The following is a 5,865-nucleotide window of genomic DNA, read 5'->3' as shown; positions in this document are numbered from 1 at the left end:
CCTCCACCGCCTGCTCTCCGGCGATCTCTCGGCGCTCGATCCCAAGAACCGGCCGTTCTCGCCGAACCTCTTGCGCATGCTGATGGGCGGCAAGGTGCCGCGGGTCAAGGGCGCGACAAGGCTTCACGACATCGCGCGGCCGCCGGCAAATAGGTTTGGCCGGTGAAAGCAAAAACCCAACCGGATAACCGATATGTATCTGCCAAAAAAGACAATAATAATCAGGGCCATACAGACCCCTAGACTGCATAGGCCTCGTGCAGCGGCTCGATGGGATCGCGGTCTGTCCTCAAATTCCCTACAAACGCAGACAACAAACGTAACATTGCTTTTCTGCGCCTTTGCAGCGTGATTCCGGAAACTTCACGAGACAAATTATTATCGGAACAAAAATAGAACACAATTACAGGTAGTATTCCGTTCCAGGCTGAAAACGGAGAATTCGCAATGCGACCGGGTTCATTTGCTTTGACGCTGATGCTGTTCGGAGCCTTGACGATTTCCGGCTGCTTTTTCGTCTCGAAGTCAGAGGTAAAAAAGCGCGTGCGGTCTGCGCTCCCGAATGTCGAAATCACGTCGGACGTTTTCGAGGTCACCTCCGAGTGTTTCCTTACCTCCTTCAACGTGCATCAGGAACTTTCCGCAAAGCAGGTTCTTGAGAGCAGCGCACTTGCATCCTTTGATGGTCTGGGCAAGCGGTGGATGGAATCGCATTCATTTGCACACTCGCTGGACAGCCCGGACAGCGAACTTCCAGATGGTGTTGCGGTGGGTATCAACCGCGCCATCATTGCCGCAAAACCATGCCTGGATAAGGCAAATCTTACACTGCACGATATCGAATATAATCCAGTCATTTTTACGTTCTCTCCATATGGTGAAGACGTAATATTTTTTCTGAAGCACGACATGACCAAGTTTTACTACCTTGTGAGCATCTAAAGTATGACAATTCGCTATGACAACAAACGCAAGGCCTGGATCTTTGACGATATAGGCGAAGTTACCGGTGCGATGTTCAATAATCTCCTGAAGTGGGGGCAAGCGTGCAGGTTCGGACTGCTTTTCCTTTCTGTTTTTGCGCTGCTGCAGATGCTTCCGTCGCATTCAAACGCGGACCTTGTGTGCAGGTGGGACAATATTTTTGAGGAAGACTTGTCGCACCTCGTGAGAGACAAGATTCACTGGGACAAATCGGCCGGCACGATAAGCTTCACAGATCTTGGCGAGGATTGGCGGGAAGTGTGCCTGCTAGCTATGTCCGAGGGCGGATACGACACAATGGGGGGCGGTTATATACGTTTCATTGAGGGCGTATTGGGAAAGGAAATATGTCGCTGGAACGCCAGAGAAGTCATCGCGTTTGTTTATGACCATTCCGATCACGTCCTGCAGCTTTCTCTTACTGAAATGTTCGGAATGGACAGCCCGGGCATATCGACAGATTACAAATACGCTAAGCCTCCGGATGGTTACAGCCAATGCAGCCCGATAGCCGATGCTGTTGCCCGTTGTGTTCCGGATGGGAGCATCAGATACAATCGTTGCATTTTTTTGTTTGACGAGAAGGATTGAACATGTCCGGCATCAAGCTTCCCACCGCATGGCAAAAAGATCCCTTGGCGTCTCCCCCCACCGTGTTTAGGGCTTGGGCGCCCAATATACGACGATAACGACGCTCAAGACGCCTTTCGGCATGCTTTTGTTTTCGGCGCCAGGTATCTGGACTGGATTTCGAGACCCCACCTGTCCGGTATGGATACGGAAGAGGCGGCCGCCGCTCAGACGCTTGCGCCGGGGTACCTGAACGAGTGGTTCGCAAGCAATCCGTTGGAGCAGCATCTCAAGGATTATTGGAACAACTACGAGGGAATTCTGCTGGCGCGTGAAGCCCATGAGATCTTTGGTGACAGCATCACAAACGATCAATTTGCAGATTTTGTCGCGCAACATGTTTGGAAGTCTCAGTCGGCCCCAACGGGGAAGGGTCGCCTTATACTGGATGGGGAAAGGGATCCAAGAACAAAAGACGTTGCCGGATATGATGTCAGACGCCTGCCTCTTCATGGCGTGCGGCCGGAAATCGTGGAACAGACTTTCAAAGATTATTTCAAGGCAAAAACAGAACACGTTCAGAAAAGACCGACTCCAAATGCCAGTGGCGGCGAGAAGACCGGGCGGGTGCAAAGGCCAAAGCTCGGCCTCGATCCCAACCTCCACCGCCTGCTGTCCGGTGATCTCTCGGCGCTCGATCCCAAGAACCGGCCGTTCTCGCCGAACCTCTTGCGCATGCTGATGGGCGGCACGGTGCCGCGGGTCAAGGGCGCGACGCGGCTTCACGACATCGCGCGGCCGCCGGCTAACCGGTTTGGCCGGTGAAAGCAAAAAAACTACCAAATGACCGATACGCACTCTCCAAAAAAAAACAATAATAATCAGGACCATACAGACCCCTGTACTGCATAGGCTTCGTGCAGTGGTTCAATGGGATCGCGGTCTGTCTGCGAATTCCCTATAAACGCAGACAACAAACGTAACATCGCTTTTCTGCGCCCGCGCCGCCAATGATCAAACGCGAATGACCGTAAGATTTGACATCAGAACAAAATAGGAACACAATTTTAAGCTGAAGTCTATTTGAAACGGCGTCCCTGGCTCATGCGCCAGTCAGCCTTGCAGCACTCAACGGCGCCGCTCTTTAAGATGAGAACGGATCCGATGAAAATGCCGCAGAGTGAAAAACAAAACGGCGGTCGATGGAGAAATGAATTTCCAAACGGTGACTTCACTGGGCAAAGCTGAACAGATCAATCCGTCATTCGTTGAGGGAAAATGAAAAAAGTAAAGAAAATAATTCGCTATCTGGCGATTTTGGCTGCTTTAGGGCTATTGTTATTTGCGGCACCATTAAAAAATAATATACATCTTTTTATATTTGCGAGACAACTAAATAAAGTCGAAGACGTTCTAGATGGTTACTATCTCCTGTTAGCAAAAGGGTCCCATATTCGCGCTTACGGAACCGATCCGGAGTGCGCATTTCGCGCTGTTCGCGTGTATGAATATTGGGCAAAAGGCCAAGAGGAGGAATTGATCAAGAAGATTGAGAATATCGCGTTTTCATCGGCCAAGAAGGTCGAGTTTTACGAAGATGTCGAGACGTCTGTCGACTACATCAGCGGCCGGCTGATTGTGCAGATAAGCGATGCAGGCCATTCGGCAGGATTGGATTTTAGGTGCTGGTAGGAGGGAGAGGTTCGTTGAAGAAGTATCTGACGATCAAGGAAGATCGAGTAAAAGCCATTCGTGATAACACAAAGCAGAAATTTCAGTTCCAACACCAGGAAATCGATGAAATTCCGGAATTCAAGTACGGAATATCTGAAAATGAGGTCGACATAAATCCGTTCGGCCTTCCAGTGAAGCTGTCATTGCAAGCCAATGAAGGGGCCGGAAAGTTTGTTCGGGAACATGCCGAGACAATCGAAAACGCGGCAGAAGAGTTTGCGGTCGACGCGGACCTCGTAAAGGCTGTTATCTACACCGAGATGGCCAGAGGCTGGTATGACAAATTAAACCCGCTGGGCTCGCCGACTGTCCTGCCAGGAAATGTCGATGAGACATGGGAAGCGCTGATACCGGGAAGCAACAGGCACAACAGGAATGACAATATTCGCATAACAGCAAAGCTGCTCTCTGAAATTGAGAAGCGACTGGATGTGCCATTTCCGGAGGATATATATTCCCTGTATAACGGCATGGCCCATGACAGGACCTATCGGAATGAAAAATTGAAGAGCACGCCGTATTTCCTGAAAAAAGTGCTTGAGGCACGTGCATGGGAACAGGAGAACTGGTCACTCGAAAAGGAGCGCAGACAGTCACACATGCGCAGCACAAAGCGTCTTTTGTCCGGTGATCTGACAAGGCTGGGTTCCGACAGTCGGCCGTATTTGCCAAATCATTTTCGCCTCCTGCCACCTAGTCTTGTGCCACAAGTGAAGGGCGCGACGCGGCTCGAGGATATCGCAAGACCGCCGGCCAACCGGTTTGACCGGTGAGCGCTACGCAGTCAGAAGGATTTCGGTAAAACACTCGAAGGCTGCGAGAGTTATAAACGTAGCAAATTCAGTCAGATATAGAACTCCCGACTGCAAGGGGCTGCCGCAGCCGGCAATTGGGATCGCGATCTGTCCGCGAATTCCCTATAAACGTACACAACAAACGTAACATCGCTTTTCTGCGCCTTTTGCAGCGTGGTTCCGGAAACTTCATGAGACAAATTGCTACCGGAACAAAAATAGAACACAATTACAGGTAGAATTCCGATCCAGGCTGGAAACGGAGAATTCGCAATGCGACGTGGTTCGTTTGCTTTGACACTGATGCTGTTCGGGGCCTTGACAATTTCCGGCTGCTTTTTTGTGTCGAAGTCCGAGGTGAAAAAGCGTGTGCGGTCTGCCCTCCCGAATGTCGAAATCACGTCGGACATTTTTCGGGTAGATGAGGATTGCTCTTTCACCACGTGGATCGTTCATGATGAACTAACCGCCGACCAGATCTTGCAGAGCAGCGCGCTGTTTTCCTTTCGCCAGTTGGGCAAAACATGGCGGGAGTACAGATCTTACAGCGGATTTGTAACGGCTGAAAACAGGGAAGGCCGCCCTGAAATTTCTCATGAACTTTCAGGAGCGGTGCTTTCCGCCAAGCGGTGCTTCCACCTGGACGATATCACTCTGGAGTCGCTCGCAACGGAGCCGATCATAGCCACGACCACGTTACACGGACTTAGCGTGCTGTTTTTTTTCAAGAAAGACATGTCGAAATTTTATTACTTCATTTCAAGATGAGAGTAACCGACCATGACAATCAGGTACGACGACAACCGTAAAGCCTGGATTATCGACGATGTGACCCAGGTTACCGGTACAATGTTCAACAATCTGCTCAAGTGGGGGCAGCCAAACACGTGCAGATTGATGTTCGCTTCTGTTATTGCGCTGTTGCTGGTGCTGCCCTCGCATTCCAACGCAGACCTATTGTGCAGGTGGGACAATCTCTTTGAGGAAGATTTGTCGGACCTTGTGATAGACAAGATTCACTGGGACAAATCGGCGGGCACGATCAGCTTCACGGATCTTGGCGAGGATTGGCGGGAAGTGTGCCTGCTTGCCATGTCCGAAGGCGGATACGATTCCATGTATGACGACCAGCCGCGTTTTTTAGAGAATGTAATGGGAAAAAGGATATGCCGCTGGGACGCCAGCGAAGTTGTCGCATTTATTTACGACCATTCTGGAAACGTACTGCAGCTCTCGCTCGCTGAAACGCTTGGGATGAGCAGCCCAGGCATATCGACAGATTATGTGTACAGTACCGTCCCGGATGGTCACAGCCAGTGCAGTTTGATACCCGGTGCAATCGCTCGCTGCGTGCCGGTTCATTCAACAAGATACGATCGCTGCCTGTTTCTGTTTGACGAGAAGGACTGAACATGTCCGGCATCAAATTACCCAACGCCTGGCAAGCAAATCCCCTGGCGTCACCTCCCACCGTGTTTCGGGCCTGGGCGGGCAAATACGGGGCGAACCGCGGGCTGACCGTGTTTCGCGGCCATGATGAGAGTGGTCGTCCGACATACAGGAATACCAAAACTCAGGACGCCTTTCGGCATGCCTTTGTATTCGGCGCCAGGTATCTGGACTGGATTTCGAGATCCCACTTGTCCGGTATGGATACGGAAGAGGGGGATGTCCCGTTCTCTGTTGAAAAAGAACTGAGGATTGGGTGGCGTTGCTTCCCCTGAGCATTAAGCTCAGGGCATTGAACCTGAAAGGAAGCAACACCATGAAGACGATTAGCACA

At 51.0% G+C, this 5,865-nt stretch carries 8 protein-coding genes; all 8 read left to right on the top strand.

The annotated features are described in order from the left end of the window. Positions 1-447: 447 nt before the first annotated feature. The 8 genes from E4M07_RS28820 to E4M07_RS28785 all read left to right on the top strand — a co-directional run bounded on the left by E4M07_RS28820 (position 448) and on the right by E4M07_RS28785 (position 5,806). On the top strand, positions 448-942 hold the full coding sequence (locus tag E4M07_RS28820) for a hypothetical protein (protein WP_136661865.1): 495 nt from the start codon (positions 448-450) through the stop codon (positions 940-942). A gap of 3 nt (positions 943-945) precedes the next feature. Then, the gene (locus tag E4M07_RS28815; RefSeq protein ID WP_136661864.1) at positions 946-1,575 is read left to right on the top strand and encodes a hypothetical protein; all 630 of its coding nucleotides are present in this window, start codon (positions 946-948) and stop codon (positions 1,573-1,575) included. A gap of 180 nt (positions 1,576-1,755) precedes the next feature. Beyond that, positions 1,756-2,379 carry a hypothetical protein gene (locus E4M07_RS28810; RefSeq protein WP_136661863.1) on the top strand — a complete coding sequence of 208 codons (624 nt, stop codon included), beginning with the start codon at positions 1,756-1,758 and terminating at the stop codon, positions 2,377-2,379. Positions 2,380-2,832: 453 nt separating this feature from the next. Further along, the gene (locus E4M07_RS28805; protein ID WP_136661862.1) at positions 2,833-3,246 is read left to right on the top strand and encodes a hypothetical protein; all 414 of its coding nucleotides are present in this window, start codon (positions 2,833-2,835) and stop codon (positions 3,244-3,246) included. A gap of 14 nt (positions 3,247-3,260) precedes the next feature. Further along, a complete protein-coding gene (locus tag E4M07_RS28800) occupies positions 3,261-4,061 on the top strand; it encodes a hypothetical protein (RefSeq protein WP_136661861.1) in 801 nt (266 codons plus the stop codon). A 294-nt stretch (positions 4,062-4,355) separates the two neighbouring features. Continuing rightward, positions 4,356-4,850: a hypothetical protein gene (locus E4M07_RS28795; RefSeq protein ID WP_136661860.1), complete on the top strand. Its 495-nt coding sequence runs from the start codon at positions 4,356-4,358 to the stop codon at positions 4,848-4,850. Between the two features lie 12 nt (positions 4,851-4,862). Beyond that, positions 4,863-5,492, top strand: coding sequence for a hypothetical protein (locus E4M07_RS28790; RefSeq protein WP_136661859.1), 630 nt, complete (start codon positions 4,863-4,865; stop codon positions 5,490-5,492). Between the two features lie 2 nt (positions 5,493-5,494). Further along, positions 5,495-5,806 (top strand): hypothetical protein, encoded by a 312-nt coding sequence (locus E4M07_RS28785; protein ID WP_136661858.1) that lies wholly within the window; start codon positions 5,495-5,497, stop codon positions 5,804-5,806. The last annotated feature ends 59 nt before the right edge of the window (positions 5,807-5,865 follow it).

It is taken from the genome of Nitratireductor sp. XY-223 (assembly GCF_004959855.1).
Lineage (GTDB): Bacteria > Pseudomonadota > Alphaproteobacteria > Rhizobiales > Rhizobiaceae > Hoeflea_A.
The sequence above is the reverse complement of the archived record's forward strand: the minus strand, read 5'-3'. Positions and strand labels throughout refer to the sequence as shown.